Origin of the sequence: Streptomyces sp. SP18CS02 (genome assembly GCF_036322365.1) — a bacterium.
In the GTDB taxonomy this organism is placed as follows: domain Bacteria; phylum Actinomycetota; class Actinomycetes; order Streptomycetales; family Streptomycetaceae; genus Streptomyces.
In genome coordinates, this window is sequence record NZ_JAQYXC010000262.1 from 84,136 (window position 1) to 101,599 (window position 17,464).

General features: G+C 72.9%; 16 protein-coding genes. 13 read left to right on the forward strand and 3 right to left on the reverse strand.

The features are described from left to right. Positions 1-84: 84 nt before the first annotated feature. Both PUR26_RS06175 and PUR26_RS06180 read left to right on the forward strand, forming a co-directional pair. Positions 85-1,380, forward strand: coding sequence for an alpha/beta fold hydrolase (locus tag PUR26_RS06175; protein WP_329869961.1), 1,296 nt, complete (start codon positions 85-87; stop codon positions 1,378-1,380). Between the two features lie 31 nt (positions 1,381-1,411). Next, positions 1,412-2,155 carry a PIG-L deacetylase family protein gene (locus tag PUR26_RS06180; RefSeq protein WP_329869963.1) on the forward strand — a complete coding sequence of 248 codons (744 nt, stop codon included), beginning with the start codon at positions 1,412-1,414 and terminating at the stop codon, positions 2,153-2,155. Between the two features lie 162 nt (positions 2,156-2,317). Here PUR26_RS06180 and PUR26_RS06185 read toward each other — a convergent pair whose 3' ends face one another. Further along, complete coding sequence (locus PUR26_RS06185; RefSeq protein WP_329869965.1) at positions 2,318-3,823, reverse strand: aminotransferase class I/II-fold pyridoxal phosphate-dependent enzyme; 1,506 nt, start codon at positions 3,821-3,823, stop codon at positions 2,318-2,320. A 441-nt stretch (positions 3,824-4,264) separates the two neighbouring features. On the opposite strand from PUR26_RS06185, the gene PUR26_RS06190 reads away from it, so the two are divergent. The 11 genes from PUR26_RS06190 (at position 4,265) to PUR26_RS06240 (ending at position 15,712) form a co-directional block, all read left to right on the forward strand. Next, on the forward strand, positions 4,265-5,482 hold the full coding sequence (locus PUR26_RS06190) for a S8 family peptidase (protein WP_329869967.1): 1,218 nt from the start codon (positions 4,265-4,267) through the stop codon (positions 5,480-5,482). 221 nt (positions 5,483-5,703) lie between these two features. Next, positions 5,704-6,672, forward strand: a complete 969-nt coding sequence (locus tag PUR26_RS06195; RefSeq protein WP_329869969.1) for an NADPH:quinone oxidoreductase family protein — start codon at positions 5,704-5,706, stop codon at positions 6,670-6,672. Beyond that, entirely contained in the window at positions 6,669-7,856 is a 1,188-nt protein-coding gene (locus PUR26_RS06200; RefSeq protein ID WP_329869971.1) for an acyl-CoA dehydrogenase family protein, read from the forward strand. Before PUR26_RS06195 ends, PUR26_RS06200 begins: the two co-directional genes overlap by 4 nt. Beyond that, positions 7,835-8,941 (forward strand): acyl-CoA dehydrogenase family protein, encoded by a 1,107-nt coding sequence (locus tag PUR26_RS06205; RefSeq protein ID WP_329869973.1) that lies wholly within the window; start codon positions 7,835-7,837, stop codon positions 8,939-8,941. Before PUR26_RS06200 ends, PUR26_RS06205 begins: the two co-directional genes overlap by 22 nt. Before the next feature lie 89 nt (positions 8,942-9,030). Continuing rightward, positions 9,031-10,629 carry an ABC transporter substrate-binding protein gene (locus PUR26_RS06210; RefSeq protein ID WP_329869975.1) on the forward strand — a complete coding sequence of 533 codons (1,599 nt, stop codon included), beginning with the start codon at positions 9,031-9,033 and terminating at the stop codon, positions 10,627-10,629. 23 nt (positions 10,630-10,652) lie between these two features. Then, the gene (locus PUR26_RS06215) at positions 10,653-11,618 is read left to right on the forward strand and encodes an ABC transporter permease (RefSeq protein WP_329870163.1); all 966 of its coding nucleotides are present in this window, start codon (positions 10,653-10,655) and stop codon (positions 11,616-11,618) included. A gap of 79 nt (positions 11,619-11,697) precedes the next feature. Then, positions 11,698-12,594 (forward strand): ABC transporter permease, encoded by an 897-nt coding sequence (locus PUR26_RS06220; RefSeq protein WP_329869977.1) that lies wholly within the window; start codon positions 11,698-11,700, stop codon positions 12,592-12,594. A gap of 44 nt (positions 12,595-12,638) precedes the next feature. Then, complete coding sequence (locus tag PUR26_RS06225; RefSeq protein ID WP_329870165.1) at positions 12,639-13,637, forward strand: ABC transporter ATP-binding protein; 999 nt, start codon at positions 12,639-12,641, stop codon at positions 13,635-13,637. Next, on the forward strand, positions 13,630-14,334 hold the full coding sequence (locus PUR26_RS06230; RefSeq protein WP_329869979.1) for an ABC transporter ATP-binding protein: 705 nt from the start codon (positions 13,630-13,632) through the stop codon (positions 14,332-14,334). The genes PUR26_RS06225 and PUR26_RS06230 overlap by 8 nt, the downstream gene beginning before the upstream one ends. 195 nt (positions 14,335-14,529) lie before the next feature. Then, on the forward strand, positions 14,530-15,396 hold the full coding sequence (locus tag PUR26_RS06235; RefSeq protein ID WP_329869980.1) for a phosphatidylinositol-specific phospholipase C/glycerophosphodiester phosphodiesterase family protein: 867 nt from the start codon (positions 14,530-14,532) through the stop codon (positions 15,394-15,396). A 121-nt stretch (positions 15,397-15,517) separates the two neighbouring features. Then, positions 15,518-15,712, forward strand: a complete 195-nt coding sequence (locus PUR26_RS06240) for a hypothetical protein (protein ID WP_329869982.1) — start codon at positions 15,518-15,520, stop codon at positions 15,710-15,712. Here PUR26_RS06240 and PUR26_RS06245 read toward each other — a convergent pair. Next, positions 15,702-16,946, reverse strand: coding sequence for a phosphodiester glycosidase family protein (locus tag PUR26_RS06245; protein ID WP_329869983.1), 1,245 nt, complete (start codon positions 16,944-16,946; stop codon positions 15,702-15,704). The genes PUR26_RS06240 and PUR26_RS06245 overlap by 11 nt on opposite strands. Before the next feature lie 71 nt (positions 16,947-17,017). Next, on the reverse strand, positions 17,018-17,374 hold the full coding sequence (locus tag PUR26_RS06250) for a DUF779 domain-containing protein (protein WP_329869985.1): 357 nt from the start codon (positions 17,372-17,374) through the stop codon (positions 17,018-17,020). Between the last annotated feature and the right edge of the window lie 90 nt (positions 17,375-17,464).

Genomic DNA, 17,464 nt, shown 5'->3' on the forward strand with positions numbered 1-17,464 from the left:
TCAGGCCCGGCCGGGCCCACCCCACCACGTCCCGGCCCGGTGTGTTCCACTGTCCGGGCGGGGGCGTGTCGAACAGGAGCAGCGTTGATCAGTTACCGCCAGCCGGGCGTCGTCCTCACCGACCGTCGTTTCACCGTCCCGCTCGACCACGATGACCCCTCGGGCGAGCACATCGAGCTCTACGCGCGCGAGGTCGTGGCCTCCGGACAGGCCGGCGCGGACCTGCCCTGGCTCGTGTACCTGGAAGGCGGGCCGGGCTTCGGCGCCCGCCGCTTCGTCGGCACGCAGGCCTGGCTGGGCCGCGCCGTACAGGAGTTCCGGGTCCTGCTCCTCGACCAGCGCGGCACCGGCCTCTCCACCCCCGCCAACCGCCAGACGCTCCCGGCACGCGGCGACGCACGGGCCCAGGCCGACTACCTCGCCCACTTCCGGGCCGACGCCATCGTGAGGGACTGCGAACTGATCCGCCGACGGCTCGCGGGGGGCGCCCCCTGGACCGTGCTCGGCCAGAGCTTCGGCGGCTTCTGCGCCACCCACTACCTCTCCGCCGCCCCCGAGGGCCTGCGCACCGTGCTCATCACGGGCGGCCTGCCCTCGCTCACCGCCACCGCCGACGACGTCTACCGCGCCGCCTACCCGCGCGTCCGGCGCAAGGCCGAGGCCCACTACGCGCGATACCCGCAGGACGTCGAACGCGCCCGCCGTATCGCCGCACACCTCGTGGAACACCGCACGGTCCTGCCGAACGGCCAGGTGCTGACGCCGGAAGCCTTCCAGTCCCTCGGCATCCTGCTCGGCACCGGTGACGGCAGCCACCAGCTGCACTACCTCCTGGAGAACGCCTTCGTCCGCACACTCGCCGGCCCCGCGCTCTCGGACACCTTCCTCGAGGCCGTGCAGACCAACCTCTCGTACGCCGGCCACCCGTTGTACGCCCTTCTCCACGAGGCGATCTACGCGCAGGGCCAAGGCCCCACGGGCTGGGCGGCCGAGCGGGTCCGCGCGGAGTTCCCCCGGTTCGACGCGGCCAAGACCCTCACGGGCGACGAGCCGCTGCTCTTCACCGGCGAGAGCATCCACCCCTGGCACTTCGAGACCGACCCCGCCCTGCGCCCCCTGCGCGAGACCGCCGAGCTGCTCGCCGCCCGGGCGCACTGGCCGTCGCTGTACGACCCGCGGCGCCTCGCCGCCAACCGGGTGCCCGTCGCCGCCGCCGTCTACCACGACGACATGTACGTCGACACCGCGCACTCCCTCGACACCGCCCGCTCCATCGGCGGTCTGCGCACCTGGGTGACCGACGAGTACGAGCACGACGGCGTCCGGGCGAGCGGCCCCCGCGTGCTGGACCGCCTGTTGACGCTGGTCCGCGACGCCTGACCGGCGGCGGCACCGCCCGTATCATGCGCCCATGACCGACCGAGTCACCGATCAACTGAGCCCCATGCCCGATGACTGGCAGCGGGCCCTCGCCGTCGTCGCCCACCCGGACGACCTCGAATACGGCTGCTCCGCCGCCGTCGCGTCCTGGACCGACGGCGGACGGGAGGTCGCCTATGTGCTCGCCACGCGCGGGGAGGCGGGCATCGACACCCTCGACCCGGCCACCTGCGGCCCGCTGCGCGAGCGGGAGCAGCGCGCGAGTGCGGCGGTCGTCGGTGTCTCGGCCGTGGAGTTCCTGGACCACCGGGACGGAGTCGTCGAGTACGGCCTCGGGCTGCGCCGCGACATCGCGGCCGCGATCCGCCGCCACCGGCCCGAACTGGTCATCACGCTCAACCACCGCGACACCTGGGGCGGCGTCGCCTGGAACACCCCGGACCACGTCGCCGTCGGCCGGGCGACGCTCGACGCAGCGGGCGACGCCGGCAACCGCTGGATCTTCCCCGAACTCGTCGAAGAGGGCCTCGAACCCTGGGACGGCGTCCGCTGGGTGGCCGTGGCGGGCTCGTCGAGCCCCACGCACGCGGTCGACGCGACGGCCGGTCTGGAGCGCGCCGTCCGCTCACTCCTGGAACACCGCACGTATATCGAGGTGCTGACGGCGGAGGACCCGGAAGCCTACTGCCGCGCCTTCCTGACGGGGTCCGCGCAGGCCGCGGCCGAGCGGTTCGGCGGCCGCCCGGCTGTGACGTTCGAACTCTTCAGCCGCTGATCCGCCGCTGATCCGCCGCCGGTCCGCTGCCGGCCGGCAACGGACCGGGCGGGGGCCGGCGCGGGTCGGACCGGGCCGCCCGGTGGCGTGTCCGGTCCAGGTGCCGGCGGCCGGGCCGGTCAGCCCCCGGGCGTCGTCGTACGTCGTCCTCGGAGACAGGCTCTACGCCCCCGAGACGAGCCGGTCCACGGCGGCGGTGCCGGAGGTGTACCCCCTGGCCATCGCCATGGGGCCCGTTGCCGGCGCGGTGGAGGCCGCGGTCGCCGACGGGGCCGTCGCGGCGGAGGCTCTCGGGACGCGCGTGGCCATCGGTGCGGGCATCGACGGGGACACGGCCGAAGACGGTGGCATGGAGGGGGGCATGACCATCGCCGGTGGCATGGCGCCGGGCATGACCATCGCCGGGGCGGCCGACGCCGGGGGCATGGAGCCGGGCAGGACCATCGACGGGGGCAGTGGAGCGGCCGCCATCGGCGAGGGCACGTACTGGAGCCCCTGCGGCAGCATCGGCGAGGGCGGGGCGGCGGCCGGGAGGGGAGCCGGCCGGGCCGGGCCTCCGTACAGCACCTGCTCCATCGCGGAGATCAGCTGCCGCACCTCCTCCTGCTCCCGCACGACCAGCCGCAGGAACCGGCTGGAGCTGCCCACCTTGTTGCCGCACTCGCGCACCAGCACGCCGTGCTCGGACAGCAGCCGGTCCCGCAGTACCGTTCCGTCCACGCCCACGGGCAGCCGTACGTACGCGAAGTTGCCCTGGGAGGGGTAGACGGTCAGGCCCGGCAACTGGGCCAGACGGGCGATCATTTCCTGCCGGTCGACCCGCGCCCTGCGCAGGCTCTCCGCGTACTCCCCCCGGTACTCCTTCAGCATGAACACCACGGCCTCCGCGAAGGAGTTGATGTTCCACTTGGGCAGCATGGAGCGGACCCGCCCTGCCAGCGCGGGGTTGGCGACCAGGTAGCCGAACCGGATGCCGTGCAGTCCGAAGTTCTTGCCGAGGCTGCGCAGCACGATCACATTGGGGCGCAGGACCGCCTCGTCGACGACGCTCGCCTCGCCCGGCGCGTCCGCGAACTCCATGAACGACTCGTCGACCACGACCAGGTCCAGGTCGTGGAGCGTGTCGCACAGCGACAGCACCTCCGCCTTGGACAGCAGTCCGCCGTCGGGGTTGTTGGGGTTGCAGATCACCGCCGTGCGCGAGCGCCTGGTGCGGATGAACCGTACGAAGGCGTCGGTGTCGAGCTGGAAGCCGCGGGCCTCGGGCAGCAGGAACATGTCGACGCGCTTGCCCGTCTCCATCGGCTGGTCGGTCCACCGGCCGAAGGTCGGCACCGGTACGGCCAGCGATTCGCGGACCAGCAGATGGTCGATCCAGGTGATGAGCTCGGTGGAGCCGTTGCCCATCGCGACGGTCCCGGGATGGAGGCCGAGGACCTGGCACAGCTCGCCGGTGATGGTGTCCGCGCCGCTCGGGTAGTAGGTGAGGATCTCCCGCAGCCGTGCGCCGAGCCGCTCGAACATCGCGGGCGTGGGGAAGTGGGCGTTGCAGGGGATGCAGAAGTCGATGATCCGGCCGGTCCCCCCGCCGCCGGCCCGGTCGAGCATGGCGATCGACGGGCTGTGTGCGGTGGACGCACGGAATAGCGCGGTGACATCGCCGGCCATGGAACTGCCCTCCCTGCCCGTGGACGGCCCGCCGGACGGTGCGGGCCGCCGGTCTATACGGGCTTGGGCGGTGCTGTGTTCAACGGGTGGGGCCGATGGGGTTGTGCCGGGCCGGACCCGTCCATGGGCGGCGGGTCCGGCCCGGGGGAACCGCCGACCGTGACGGGCCGTCGGGGCACGCCCCGAGCCGGTCATCAAATTGCCATGTGTAAAACGGAGTTGAGGTGTTTCGCGGTGGGTCTGACGGCCCGTCGATTACAGGGTCATGTCAAGAACGTGACATCACGGGGAACCTCTTGTCCGACGCCCGCGGCGGGATCAGTGTTCTGTACAGCCGGGAGCGGAACGACCCCCTCCCGGCCGTGCGCGTCAACGCGTGCACCTGCCCCCACAGACGCGCCCGGACCCGGGCGCGCTGCCTATGAGGAGGACTCCCTCGTAATGGCGACTCCCCGTATCACCAGGTCCCGTCTGACCGCGGCCATCACCACGGCCGCGGCGGCCGCACTGCTCGGCACGGTCACCGCCCTGCCCGCCGAAGCCGCCCCCGCCGCCCCGGAGGGCGTGGTCGTGGGCGCGAACGCGCCGGGCGCGGTCAAGGACAGCTACATCGTCACGCTCAAGAAGACCGCCGGCTTCACGTCCGCTTCCGCCAAGGGCCGCACGCTCATAGCGGGTTACGGCGGTGCGGTGAAGCAGACGTACCGGGCGGCCCTCAACGGGTTCGCCGCCGAGCTCTCGGCCGAGGAGGCGCGCAGACTCGCCGCCGACCCGGCGGTCGAGCAGGTCATCCAGGACACCGAGGTGACCGTCGACGCCACGCAGACCAATCCGCCGTCCTGGGGTCTGGACCGCATCGACCAGAGCGCTCTGCCGCTCGACAAGAGGTACACCTACCCGGACACCGCCGGGGGCGGCGCGACGATCTTCATCGTCGACACCGGTGTACGGATCAGCCACTCCGACTTCGGCGGCCGTGCCGTGAACGGCTACGACGCCGTGGACGGCGACAACGTCGCCCAGGACGGCCACGGCCACGGCACGCACGTCGCGTCCACCGCCGCGGGCACCGCCTACGGCGTCGCCAAGAAGGCGAAGATCGTGGCGGTCCGTGTCCTCGACAACAACGGCTCGGGCACCACGGCCGGTGTCGTCGCGGGCATCGACTGGGTGACGCGGAACCACAGCGGCCCGTCCGTCGCCAACCTGTCGCTCGGCGGCGGCGCCAGCACCGCCATCGACACCGCCGTCCGCAACTCCATCGCCAGCGGCGTCACCTACGCGGTGGCGGCGGGCAACGAGAACGTGAACGCCAGTACCAGGTCCCCCGCGCGGGTCACCGAGGCGATCACGGTCGGCGCGACGACGAGCACGGATGCCCGGGCCTCCTACTCCAACTTCGGTTCCGTGGTGGACCTGTTCGCGCCCGGTTCCGGCATCACGGCGGCGTGGGGGACCGGCGACACCGCCACCAACACCATTTCCGGCACCTCGATGGCCACCCCGCACGTCGCGGGAGCGGCCGCCGTGTATCTGACGGGCCACACCGGTGCCACCCCGGCCCAGGTCGCCTCCGCCCTGGTCGCGGGAGCGACCTCCGGCGTCGTGACCGGCCCGGGCACGGGCTCGCCCAACAAGCTCCTGAAGATCGTTCCGTAACCGTTCGCGGTCGCGCCCGCCGGCCGGCCCCGGGGTCCATGACCCCGGGGCCGGCCGGTCGTTCCAGGGGTGGGCCGCCATGGCGGCCCACCCCGTGGCCCGGTGCGGCGGGCGCGCCGGAAGAAGTCCCGGCGCGCTGTTCCCTGACGGGCAAGCGACCGCTTAGTATGCGAGCGAGCATGGTTCAGCGCGGTACTGCCCGAGTCTTGTGGAGGCCCCCAATGCAGGCATGGCGAGTGCACCGGAACGGCGAGCCGGGCGAGGTGATGCGGCTCGAAGAGGTGGAGCGGCCCACGCCGGGACCGGGGCAGGTGCTGCTGAAGGTCAGGGCCACCAACATCAACTTCCCGGACGCGCTGCTCTGCCGGGGCCAGTACCAGGTGCGCCCGCCGCTGCCCTTCACCCCGGGGGTGGAGATCTGCGGCGAGACCGAGGACGGCCGCCGGGTGATCGCCACGCCGGCCCTGCCGTACGGCGGCTTCGCCGAGTACGTCGTCGCCGACGAGGCCGCGCTGCTGCCCGCGCCCGACGCGCTCGACGACGCCGAGGCCGCCGCCCTGCACATCGGCTACCAGACGGGCGTCTTCGGACTGCACCGCCGGGCCGCCCTCCAGGAGGGCGAGACCCTTCTCGTCCATGCCGCGGCGGGTGGCGTCGGCAGCGCGGCCGTCCAGCTCGGCAAGGCCGCAGGCGCACGCGTCATCGGCGTCGTCGGCGGTGCGGGGAAGGCGGCCGTGGCGCGCGAACTGGGTTGTGACCTGGTCATCGACCGGCACGAGGACGACATCGTCGCGGCGGTCAAGGACGCCACCGGCGGCCGCGGCGCCGACGTGGTCTTCGACCCGGTGGGCGGCGACGCGTACACCAAGTCCGCCAAGTGCGTCGCCTTCGAGGGCCGGATCGTGATCGTGGGATTCGCCGGCGGCGACATCCCGGCACCCGCGCTCAACCACGCCCTGGTCAAGAACTACTCGATCATGGGCCTGCACTGGGGCCTGTACAACCAGAAGGACCCGGCAGCGGTCCTGCGCTGCCACGAGACCCTCACCGCGTACGCCGCCAAGGGCCTGATCAAGCCGCTGATCAGCGACCGGGTCGCCTTCGGGGACGCGGCGGCCGCCGTGCAGCGCGTCGCCGACGGCACGACCACCGGACGCCTGGTCGTCCTCCCGGAAGGAGCCGTCCGATGACGGACGCCGCCGAACTGCGCCGCAGGACCAGCGAACTGCTCGCCGCGCACCCGCCCGCCACGACCGGCCGGACCGACTTCCTCACCGCACGCTTCGACGCCGGGCTGGCCTGGGTGCACTACCCCGTCGGCCTCGGCGGCCTCGACGCCCCGCGCTCCCTCCAGGCGGTCGTCGACGCCGAACTGGAAGCGGCCGGGGCCCCCGACAACGACCCCCGCCGGATCGGCATCGGACTCGGCATGGCCGCTCCGACGATCCTGGAGTACGGCTCCGAGGAACTGAAGCAGCGCTTCCTGCGCCCCCTGTGGGTCGGCGAGGAGGTCTGGTGCCAGCTGTTCAGCGAGCCGGGCGCCGGGTCCGACCTGGCAGCCCTCGGCACCCGCGCCGTGCGCGACCCGGACTCGGGCGACTGGATCGTCAACGGCCAGAAGGTCTGGACGTCCAGCGCCCATGTGGCCCGCTGGGCGATCCTCATCGCCCGTACCGACCCCGACCTCCCCAAGCACCGCGGCATCACGTACTTCCTCTGCGACATGACCGACCCGGGCGTCGAGGTGCGGCCGCTGCGCCAGATCACCGGCGAGGCCGAGTTCAACGAGGTCTTCCTCACCGATGTGCGCATCCCCGACACCCACCGCCTCGGGGCGGTCGGCGAGGGCTGGAAGGTCGCCCAGACCACCCTCATGAACGAGCGCGTATCGATCGGCGGCATGCGCGTCCCGCGCGAGGGCGGCATGATCGGGCCCCTCGCGAGGACCTGGCGCGCCCGGCCCGACCTGCGCACCCACGACGTCCACCAGCGCCTCCTGGACCTCTGGGTGGACGCCGAGGTGGCGCGGCTCACCGGTGAACGGCTGCGCCAGCAGCTCGCGGCGGGCCGGCCGGGACCGGAGGGCAGCGGCATGAAGCTCGCCTTCGCCCGGCTCAACCAGCAGATCAGCGGCCTGGAGGTGGAACTCCTCGGGACCGAGGGCCTGCTGTACGAGGACTGGACCATGCGCCGGCCCGAGCTCGTCGACTTCACCGGCCGCGACGCCGGCTACCGGTACCTGCGCGCCAAGGGCAACTCCATCGAGGGCGGCACGAGCGAAGTGCTGCTGAACATCGTCGCCGAGCGCGTCCTCGGACTGCCCGCCGAGCCGCGCAACGACAAGGACGTCGCATGGAAGGACCTCGCGCGATGACGGACCTGCTGTACTCGGAGGCCGAGAGCGACCTGCGCGCCGCGGTGCGCTCCCTGCTCGCCGACCGCGCCGACCCGGCCGCCCTGCCCGGTCGCGTGGAGGCCGGCAGCCCCTACGACCCCGCCGTGTGGCGGTCCCTCGCCGTCGACATGGGCGCCGCCGGACTGCTGGTCCCCGAGAAGCTCGGCGGCCAGGGGGCGAGCCACCGTGAGGCCGCCGTGGTGCTGGAGGAACTGGGCCGCGCGGTGACCCCCGCCCCGTATCTCACGAGCTCCGTCGTCGCGACCGAGACCCTGCTCGCCCTGGACCCCGCCGAGGGCGGCCCGGCCGCCGAGCTGCTGACGGCGCTCGCCACCGGGAGCCGGGTCGCGGTCCTCGCCGTGCCCTTCTCGACCGGGCCCGGCGCGGCGCTCCCCGAGGGCGCCGCGGGGATCGACGGCGTGGCCGACGCCGCCTTCGCCGATGTCCTGCTGGTGCCTCGTGCCGACGGGCTGTACGCCGTGGACGCCACGGACGTCACCCTCACCCCGAGGACCCCGTTCGATCTGACCCGCCCGCCGGCCACCGTCACCGCCGAGCGGGAGGGTGTCCGCGTCGCGGACGCCGGGGCCTCCCGGGAGGCGGTGCGCCGGGGGCTGCTCGCCGGGACGGGCCTGCTCGCGTCGGAACAGCTGGGCCTGGCGGAGTGGTGCCTGGAGGAGACCGTCCGGCACACCCGTGAGCGGCACCAGTTCAACCGTCCGGTCGGCTCGTTCCAGGCGCTCAAGCACCGGATGGCGCAGCTCTGGCTGGAGGTGGTGAACGCCCGGGCGGCCGCCCGGGCCGCCGCCGACGCCCTGGCCACCGGCAGCCCCGATGCGCCCCTCACCGTGGCGGTCGCGCAGGTGTACTGCTCGCGCGTCGCCGTCCACGCCGCCGAGGAGTGCGTCCAGCTGCACGGAGGTGTCGGCATGACCTGGGAGCACCCCGCGCATCTCTATCTGAAGCGGGCGAAGGCGGACCAGGTCGCGCTCGGCTCGACGGGCCGGCACAAGGACACCCTGGCCGAGCTTCTGGACCTGCCCGCTCCCGCGCCCGGAAGGTAAGGGGCGGGTGCTGCCCCCACCCCTTGACATGCTGTTTAATTGCGAAGCGTTCGCAACTACAGCTGATCTTCAATGAGGGGTGTGGCACCATGACCGCCCGAACCATACGCGGCATGGCCGCCGCGGCACTGGCCGGAACCCTGGCCCTCACCGCGGCGGCCTGCTCGAACCCGGGCGGCTCCGGCTCGGGCAACGCCGACGCGAAGTCCGGCGCGGTGGTGGGCATCGCCTACGAGCCCGAATCACTCAGCCCACTCCTCGGGTACGGCAAGGACGGCAACTCCAAGATCTTCGACGGGCTGCTCGCCTTCGACGGGGCGATGAGGCTGAAGCCCGCGCTCGCCGTCGCCCTGCCCCAGGTGAGCGCCGACGGTCTGACGTACACGTACAAGCTCCGCAAGGGCGTCACGTTCAGCGACGGCAAGCCCTTCGGCGCCAAGGACGTCGTCTTCACCTACCGCACGATCCTCGACAAGAAGACGAACAACGCCTCCAAGTCCGAGCTGGACGCCCTCAAGGACGTCAAGGCGGTCGGCGACGACACGGTCGTCTTCACGCTGAAGTACCCCTACGCCCCGTTCGCCGAGCGCACCGTCCTCGGTATCGCCCCCGAGCACATCGCGGCCGGGCAGGACGTCAACTCCGGCCCCTTCACCACCAGGCCGATCGGCACCGGCCCGTACGTCCTCACCGACTGGTCGAAGGGCGAGAAGATCAGCTTCAAGGCCAACCCGGGCTACTGGGGCGGCGAGCCCGCGGTGAAGAAGTTCACCATGGCGATCATCAAGGACGACGACGTACGCGCCACCCGGCTGCGCGCCGGCGACCTCGACGGCGCGATCCTGCCGCCGAACCTCGCCAAGGGCTTCAAGAACGACTCCGCGCGCAAGACGTACGCCGCCACGACGTACGACTACCGCACGGTGACCCTGCCGACCCACAACAAGGTCGCGGGCGACACCGCGATCCGGCAGGCCCTCGATGTCGCCGTCGACCGCCAGGCCATGGTCGACAAGATCCTCGACGGGGCCGGGAAGCCCGCCTACGGCCCCGTCCCCACCGGCAGCGAATGGTTCGCCCGGGGCACCGAACGCGTCCACGACCTGGCCAGGGCCGGGAAGATCCTCGACGACGCCGGCTGGAAGCCCGGCGCCGACGGCGTCCGCGAGAAGGACGGCGTCCGTGCCTCCTTCCCGCTCTGGTACCTCTCCGGCGACAAGCTCCGCCAGGACCACGCCCTCGCCTACGCCTCCGACGCCAAGAAGGCCGGCATCGAGATCAAGACCCAGGCCGGCACCTGGGAGGTCATCGAGCCGCGCATGAAGGACGACGCGGTCCTCGCGGGCGGCGGATCGCCCGGTGACCCCGACTTCGACCAGTACCTGCTGCTCAAGTCCACGCTCGGCGGCGACGGCTTCAACAACATGGCCCGGTACGACAACCCGGCCGTCGACAAGGCCCTCGACGAGGGGCGCATGACCGACGACAAGGCCAAGCGCAAGGCGGCCTACGACACCGTCCAGCGCGAACTGATGAAGAACCCGGGCTACACCTTCCTCACCCACATCGACCACCTGTACGTCGTGAACGACTCGTGGGACGGCCTCACCACCCAGATCGAGCCCCACGACCACGGCCTCGCCTCCGGCCCGTGGTGGAACGTGGAGGACTGGAAGCCCAAGAAGTGATCGCCCGCCTTCCCTGGGGGGCGATGGCCCGGATGACGGGGCGGCGGGCGCTGTTCGCCGTCCCCGTCCTCCTGCTGGTGACGTTCGGGGTCTTCGCCGTCGCCGCCGCCTCCCCCTTCGATCCCGTCAAGGCGTACGCCGGCACCGCGGGGCTCACCGCCTCGCAGGAGAACCTGGACCAGCTGCGCCTCAACCTCGGCGTCGACCAGCCCCTGGTCTCCCGCTGGTGGCACTGGCTCACCTCCGCGCTCACCGGTGACCTCGGTGACTCCAGCGTCATGCGCCAGCCCGTGGCCGACGTCATCGCCGAACGCATCGGCTGGTCGGTGCTCCTGGCCGCCACCGCGTTCGCCGTCGCCATCGTGCTCGGCACCGCCCTCGGCGTACTGGCCGCCCGCCGCCGGGGCGGCTGGCTCGACCGCGGCGTCAGCTCCGCCGCGTACACCCTGGAAGCCGCCCCGGCCTTCTGGCTCGGTCTGCTCGCCATCTGGTTCTTCGCCCTGAGGCTCGGTGCGCTGCCGGCCGGCGGGCTCACCGACACCGCGAGCGACACCGTCACCTTCGGCCAGGTCCTCTCCCACCTGGTGCTGCCCGCCGCCGTCCTCGGCATCTCCCAACTGCCCTGGTTCTTCCTGTACGTCAGACAGGGCGTCGCCGACGCGCTGGACGAGGACCCCGTCAGGGGGGCACGCGCGCGCGGCCTCGACGAACGCACCGTGCTCCTGGGGCACGCCCTCAGGTCCGGCATGCTGCCGATGCTCACGCTCATCGGCTCGCGGGTCCCCGAACTCATCACCGGCGCGCTGCTCGTGGAGACCGTCTTCAGCTGGCCGGGCATCGCGGCCGCGACCGTCCAGGCCGCCACCTCGGTGGACTTCCCGCTGCTCGCCGCGCTCACCGTCCTCGCCACCGCGGCGGTACTGCTCGGCAACCTCGTCTCCGACCTGCTGTACGGACTGGCCGATCCGAGGGTGGGCTTCGATGGCTGACAACCCGAACAAGGCACATGACACGCGAATCGCAGACAGCGCAGACAGCGCAGACAGCGCAGTCAACGCAGTCAACGCAGTGAAGGCAGGCGGCACGGACCTCGCTGGCACCGCGGGGAGGCCGTGGCGCTCCCACGGCCGTACCCGCCGCTCCACCCGCACCGTCCGGCTCCGCACCTCCGCCGTCATCGTCGTGGCCGTGGTGCTCGCCGTCCTGCTGGTCCCGCCGCTGGTCCAGCTCGACGAGCAGGCCGTCGACCTGTCGCTGAAGCTCCTTCCGCCCTCCTGGGGGCACCCCTTCGGCACCGACGACGTCGGGCGCGACCTGCTGCTGCGCTGCGTCTACGGACTGCGGGTCTCGCTCCTCGTCGGCCTTGTCGCGGCCCTCGTCGCCACCGTCATCGGAACGATGGTGGGCGCGGCCGCCGCGGCCTTCGGCGGCTGGACCGACCGGCTCCTCATGCGGCTCGTCGACACCTTCTCGTCGGTGCCGCACCTGCTGCTCGGCATCTTCGTCGTGGCCATGTTCCGCCCGGGCGTCTGGCCGGTCATCGTGTCCGTCGCGCTCACCCACTGGCTCTCCACGGCCCGGATCGTCCGCTCGGAGGTGCTGTCGCTGCGCTCCCGCCCCTACATCGACGCGGCGATCTCCGGCGGAGCCTCCCGGTGGCGCGTGACCGTCCGGCACCTGCTGCCCGGCGTACTGCCGCAGGCGGGGCTCGCGGCCGTGCTGATGGTGCCGCACGCGATGTGGCACGAGTCGGCGCTGTCCTTCCTGGGCCTCGGCCTGCCCGCGCACCAGGCCAGCCTGGGCAACCTGGTGCAGACGGCCCGCGGTTCGCTGCTGGCGGGCGACTGGTGGCCGACGCTCTTCCCCGGCCTGTTCCTGATCATCCCGACGCTCGCCATCGCCGGCCTGGCCGGGGCCTGGCGGGAACGGATCAACCCGCGCCGCCGATCGGAGCTGATGCTGTGAGCACCCCCGTCCTGTCGGTACGGGACCTGTCCGTGCGCTTCCGGATGCGCGGCGGCCGGCACATCGCCGCCGTCGAGGGGGCGAGCTTCGACCTCGCGGCGGGGGAGTGCCTGGTCCTCGTCGGCGAGAGCGGCTGCGGCAAGTCCGTCCTCGCCTCCGCGCTGCTCGGGCTGCTGCCCGGCAACGCCCGGACCGCGGGCACGGCCGTGCTCGACGGCATCGACCTTCTCGCGGCCGACGAACGCACCCTGGCCCGCACGGTACGCGGACGGCGCGTCGGACTCGTACCGCAGTCGCCCGCCGCACACCTCACCCCCGTCCGGACCGTACGCGCGCAACTGGAGGAGACCCTGCGCCGGCTCACCGCGACACCCAGGGCCGAGGTGCGCCGGGCCGCGGTCACGGCAGCCGAACGGGCCTCGTTCCCGGCCGGCCACCTCGACCGCTACCCGCACGAGCTGTCCGGCGGCCTCGCCCAGCGCGCCGCGACCGCCCTCGCATTGGTCGGTGACGCGCCGCTGCTGCTCGCCGACGAGCCCACCACCGGCCTCGACCGCGAACTGGTCGACCGTACGGTCGACGAACTCCGGCGCCACACGGAGGACGGCCGCGCCCTGCTCATGATCACCCACGACCTGGCGGCGGCCGCGCGCATCGCCGACCGGGTCGCCGTGATGTACGCGGGGCGGATCGTCGAGCTCTCCCGCGCCGACGCCTTCTTCGGCACCCGGGGGCCACGCCACCCCTACGCCCGGGGACTGCTCGCCGCCCTGCCGGAGCGCGACTTCGCCCCCGTACCGGGGATGCCCCCGGAGCTCGGCGCGCTGCCTTCGGGCTGCGCGTTCGCCGCGCGGTGCGGCCGGGCGACGGACCTGTGCGACACGGTGCCACCGTTCGCCGACGGGGTCGCCTGCCACCACACGGAACCCACGGAAACAACGCAACCCACGGAACCCACGGAACCCACGGAACCCACGGAAGCCTGGGACACCGCGGACGCCACCGACACCGCCGACACCGCCAAGGAGGCCCGGCGTGCTTGAACTGGACGCCATCACCGCCGGCTACGACCGCCGGGTCCCCGTCTTCCGGGCCGCGTCGCTGACGGTCGAACCCGGTGAGGCCGTCGGACTGCTCGGCCCCAGCGGCTGCGGCAAGTCCACGCTCGCCCGGGTCGCCGCGCTGCTCCACCGGCCCGACGACGGCCGGGTCGTCGTCGACGGGGACGAGGTCCGCGGCTGGCGGCACCGCGCCCCGCGCGCGCTGCGCACCGCGGTCGGGGTCGTCTTCCAGCAGCCACGGATGTCCGCGGACCCCCGGCTGCGGCTGCGCGACCTGATCGCCGAACCGTTGCGGGCCACCGGCCGCCGTGACGAGGTGCCCGGCCGGACGGCGGAGCTGGCCCGGACCGTCGGCCTCACCGACGATCTGCTCGGCCGTCGCCCGCACGAGGTCAGCGACGGCCAGCTGCAACGCGCCTGCCTCGCCCGGGCACTGGTGCTGCGCCCGCGGTGGCTGGTCTGCGACGAGATGACGGCGATGCTCGACGCGTCCACCACCGCGGCCCTGGTGGCCGTGGTCGAGGAGTACCGGAGCGAGCACCGCGCCGGACTGCTCGCCGTCGGTCACGACCGGGTGCTGCTGGAACGCTGGTGCGACCGCACGGTGGAATGGGCCGAGTGCCTGAGGCGCGTCCCAGGATCCCGTGCCGAGCAAGCGCCGGCCGGCGGCCGCGCGTAAGGCGGCGGCGTGCGACGGGGCACCGGCCCCGCTGCCCTTCCCGCCGCGCGCCCGGACCGGTCCCGACGTGAGCGAACACCGGCGGACCGGCCGGTGAAGGATCGGCCAACTCCCTTGGCGCACAACGCCCTTCGGCGTCCCGGAACCGCATACTCGGTGCCGTCCCTCCACCACCCGAGTCCCCGGGAGGACCGCATGACGTCACCGACCCGCCGTACAGCCCTCGTCGCGCTTGTCGCCACCGCCACAGCGGCCACCACAGCCTCCGCCACCACAGCCTCCGCCACGGCGGCCGACCGGGCGCGAAGCGCCGTCCCGCCCCTGCGCCGGGCCCACGCGCACAACGACTACCTCCACCAACGGCCCCTGCGTGACGCCCTGTCGCACGGCTTCACCAGCCTGGAGGCCGATGTCTTCCTGGTCGACGGCGAACTGCTCGTCGCCCATGAACCGGACCAACTGGACCCGGCGCGTACGCTTCGCTCGCTTTACCTGGACCCGCTGGCGGCCCGGGTGAGGGCCAACGGGGGCTCGGTGTACCGGGGGCACCACCGGCCCGTCCAGCTGCTCATCGACATCAAGAGCGACGGCGTCGCCGCCTACCACGAACTCCACCGCCAACTGGCCGCCCACCGCGGCATCCTGAGCGTCTACGCCCACGGCCGGGTGAGGCCCGGCGCCGTCACCCCCGTGGTCTCGGGCGACCGCGCCGCCCGCGTTCCCATGGCCGCACAGGACCTCCGGTACGCCTTCTACGACAGCCGGTTCGAGGACCTCGGCACCACCACGGCCCCCTTCGCGCCGCTGATCAGCGGCAACTGGACGCAGAACTTCACCTGGCAGGGCATCGGCGCCTTCCCCGCCGCCGAACGGCAGCGGCTGCGCACCCTCGTCTCCACCGCCCACCGGGCGGGTCAGCGCATACGGTTCTGGGCCACACCCGACCTGCCGGGCCCCGCCCGCGAGGCCGTCTGGACCGAGCTGCTGGCCGCCGGCGTGGACCACCTCAACACCGACGACCTGGCCGGCCTCGCCGCGTTCCTGCGGCGGCACGACGCGTAACGGCCCGCTCCCGGGCAATACCCGTTCGGCGGACACGGCGGTCGGCCGAACGAGCCGCCGGCTCCGCCAGACTGGCCGCCGAATGCCGCACATCCGGTGCGGCCGCCGAGGAGGCTGACACATGGCCGTATCCGTCTCAGTGGTGCTGCTTCTGCTGGTCCTGGCGGTGATCTTCCTGCGCAACGGCGGGCTGAAGGTCTCCCACGCACTGGTCTGCGCCCTGCTCGGGTTCTTCATGGCGAGCACGAGCCTGGCGCCGACCATCTACGACGGGGTCTCCGCCACGGCGGAGGTGGTGAGCGGGCTCAAGCCCTGACGAAGACCCCGATGCCGTTCGGGACGGGACGCTGGAAACCGCCGCTGGGATGATTGAGCACGCTCACCCGCTGGGCCTCGCCCACCCGGGCGACCAGCGTGGAGGAACCCCCGCCGTCCAGGTTGACCGCGTCCGAGGCGCCGAGACCGCGCATCACCTCCGCCAGTTCGACCACACTGAGCCCGGACCGGAAGTCCGCCCCGCCGTCCAGGGCGAGCAGCAGCAGCCGGGTGCCGCCGTCGGCGATGCCCGCCGCCGTACGCACCGCCGCCGTCACCCCGTCCATCCCGGGGAGGGCCACACCGTCGCGCAGCACCGGGTAGCCGCCCACCGCGAAGCGGAACGCGGCCCCCGGCTCCGGCCCGGCGCTCACCAGCTCATGACGTACGCCCACCGCGTCCCCGACGGCCAGCTTCCGCAGCTCCCGGGCGCCGGCCTCGCGGCCCACCAGCACCTCCGTGCCGGACGCGATCGCACCGCCGCCCGGCGTGTCCGCGACCGAGACGACCTTGCCCCCGCGCACGGTCACCTCATAGGTCTCGGTGCTGCACGGCGCCCCGCGCTGGGTGTCCGTGCCGCACGTGGCCCGCACCCGTGAGGGGCTGCCCCAGTCCTTGTCGAACACCCCCACCGAACCCACCGGCAGGGCGTACTGGTTGTGCCCCTTCAGCGGCAGCTCGCCCGTCGGCGTCGACACCGCCCCCTCCAGGACCAGCTCGCCCAGCCGGGCCCGTCCCGTCCCGTCGACGCCGATCACCTGCCGGGTGTTGGTGCCCGGTGGCAGAGCCGGCCCGAAACGCTGACCGTTCGGCACCGCCGCCTTCAGGTCCCGACCGTCCGCGACCACGGGCCCGACCGCCGCGCCGGTCGCCTCGACCCCGGGGTGCTGACTTTCCGTCATATGGAAGAAGTCGCCGTTGACGCCGCCCGTCGCCCCCGCGGCGTCCGCCAGCGTCGAGAGCGGGGACCGCGCGGCGACCGCCCCCGGGTACAGCAGCCCCACCGACACCCCGGCGACACTCAGATCCGCCGCGAGCAGATGGGCCCGCGCGACACCCCGGCCCGAGGTGATGTCGTACGTCCGGTACTCCACCCCCTCGGCGACCCGTGTCCAGGCCCGGGCGGGCGCGGCGGGCGGAGCACCGGACGCCGCACCCGACAGGGCGCACACCACCAGTGCGACGAGCACGGTCGTACGAGTCCGCGCACCACGGAACGAGGTGCGGCGCGGCATGACGGTCACGGTCCCCCCAGGCGTCGAGGCAACTCACCGAACTGGAGGAAGGATTGCCCGCGATCGGCCGCCTACGAACCGGCCATACGGGAACGGATCAGGAAACGTACGCCATCCGGGGCCTCCAGCGAGAAGCCGCTGCCCCGGCCCGCCACCACGTCCACGATCAACCGGGTGTGGCTCCACACCTCGTACTGCGCCCTGGACATCCAGAACCCCACCGGCTCCGCCACCCCCTCGACGACCAGCGACTCCAGGAGCACATCGGAATCACCCGTCCGGAACTCGCCCTTGGGGAAGCACATGGGCGCGCTGCCGTCGCAGCACCCGCCCGACTGATGGAACATCAACGGGCCGTGCAGTGCCCGCAGCCGCCGCAGCAGAGCTGCCGCGGCGGGTGTGACCTCCACGTGCGGAGCCGGACTCATCGTCACCGTCCCTCCGGGTCGCCGTCCCTCCGACGGGATCGCCACGGGCGATCCCCCGGAAGGAACCACACCGGACGTTGCGGCGGGGTT

Bases quoted from the DNA above. Each gene is read 5' to 3' on its own strand.
- PUR26_RS06180 (WP_329869963.1), top strand. From the start codon at position 1,412: ATGACCGACCGAGTCACCGATCAACTGAGCCCCATGCCCGATGACTGG.
- PUR26_RS06185 (WP_329869965.1), bottom strand. From the start codon at position 3,823: ATGGCCGGCGATGTCACCGCGCTATTCCGTGCGTCCACCGCACACAGC.
- PUR26_RS06190 (WP_329869967.1), top strand. From the start codon at position 4,265: ATGGCGACTCCCCGTATCACCAGGTCCCGTCTGACCGCGGCCATCACC.
- PUR26_RS06195 (WP_329869969.1), top strand. From the start codon at position 5,704: ATGCAGGCATGGCGAGTGCACCGGAACGGCGAGCCGGGCGAGGTGATG.
- PUR26_RS06200 (WP_329869971.1), top strand. From the start codon at position 6,669: ATGACGGACGCCGCCGAACTGCGCCGCAGGACCAGCGAACTGCTCGCC.
- PUR26_RS06205 (WP_329869973.1), top strand. From the start codon at position 7,835: ATGGAAGGACCTCGCGCGATGACGGACCTGCTGTACTCGGAGGCCGAG.
- PUR26_RS06210 (WP_329869975.1), top strand. From the start codon at position 9,031: ATGACCGCCCGAACCATACGCGGCATGGCCGCCGCGGCACTGGCCGGA.
- PUR26_RS06215 (WP_329870163.1), top strand. From the start codon at position 10,653: ATGGCCCGGATGACGGGGCGGCGGGCGCTGTTCGCCGTCCCCGTCCTC.
- PUR26_RS06225 (WP_329870165.1), top strand. From the start codon at position 12,639: ATGCGCGGCGGCCGGCACATCGCCGCCGTCGAGGGGGCGAGCTTCGAC.
- PUR26_RS06235 (WP_329869980.1), top strand. From the start codon at position 14,530: ATGACGTCACCGACCCGCCGTACAGCCCTCGTCGCGCTTGTCGCCACC.
- PUR26_RS06240 (WP_329869982.1), top strand. From the start codon at position 15,518: ATGGCCGTATCCGTCTCAGTGGTGCTGCTTCTGCTGGTCCTGGCGGTG.
- PUR26_RS06245 (WP_329869983.1), bottom strand. From the start codon at position 16,946: ATGCCGCGCCGCACCTCGTTCCGTGGTGCGCGGACTCGTACGACCGTG.
- PUR26_RS06250 (WP_329869985.1), bottom strand. From the start codon at position 17,374: ATGAGTCCGGCTCCGCACGTGGAGGTCACACCCGCCGCGGCAGCTCTG.